The organism is Actinoplanes sp. NBRC 103695, assembly GCF_030269485.1.
Lineage (GTDB): Bacteria > Actinomycetota > Actinomycetes > Mycobacteriales > Micromonosporaceae > Actinoplanes.
In genome coordinates this window covers 1-255 of record NZ_BSTL01000169.1, presented here as the reverse complement: position 1 = coordinate 255, position 255 = coordinate 1, and the positions used below count along the sequence as shown (strand labels likewise).

1 protein-coding gene is annotated in these 255 nt (G+C 74.5%); it reads right to left on the bottom strand.

Translation table 11 applies throughout. The features are described from left to right. Positions 1-255, bottom strand: a 255-nt coding sequence (locus QSK31_RS48720; protein ID WP_285692031.1) for a hypothetical protein, incomplete at both ends; no start/stop codon positions are given.

The following is a 255-nucleotide window of genomic DNA, read 5'->3' as shown; positions in this document are numbered from 1 at the left end:
GTCGTCGTTCCGGTCGGTCACATCCGGGCTCGCGGCCTGAACCATCTCGGCCAGCACCGACGTTCCCGCGCCGCGATCGTGGAGCTGCGCGGCCATATCCAGCAGGACGTCCGACCGGCCCTCGGCCCGCGTGCCGAGGAAACTCCGCACCGTGCCCGGCAGGCCGAGGCGCCGCCCTCGGACGTCCGGCCGCAGCAGCCGCACCGACGGGACCTCCGGCACCCGCTCGCCCATCCCGGTGACCCGCAGCAGGAA